Origin of the sequence: Pseudoalteromonas phenolica (assembly GCF_005886345.1) — a bacterium.
GTDB classification, from domain to species: domain Bacteria; phylum Pseudomonadota; class Gammaproteobacteria; order Enterobacterales; family Alteromonadaceae; genus Pseudoalteromonas; species Pseudoalteromonas phenolica_A.
The window spans coordinates 1-259 of sequence record NZ_PNEC01000152.1 but is presented as its reverse complement, the minus strand read 5'-3'; the positions used below and the strand labels follow the sequence as shown (position 1 = coordinate 259).

General features: G+C 37.8%; 1 protein-coding gene. It reads left to right on the top strand.

Translation table 11 applies throughout. The features are described 5' to 3' along the window. Nucleotides 1-77: 77 nt before the first annotated feature. On the top strand, nt 78-259 hold a 182-nt coding region (locus tag CWB72_RS20430), incomplete at its 3' end, for a DJ-1/PfpI family protein (RefSeq protein ID WP_171037380.1).

The window sequence follows — 259 nt, the reverse complement described above, 5'->3', positions numbered from 1 at the left end:
CAGTAAGTTAAAGCTGGCATCCGATGTGCTTACTATACAGTGAGTTAAACACTTAATTATTTAATAAGGAGAGCCAAATGAATAAATTACAATCTCGCACGCCACTTGAAGGTAAAAAAATTGCAATTCTAGCCACTGATGGCTTTGAACAAAGTGAGCTGTTTTCTCCGCGTGATGCATTATTGAATGCTGGAGCCAAAATAGAGATAGTCTCTATTAAAGAGGGTCAAATTACTGGGTGGAATGAAGATAAATGGGG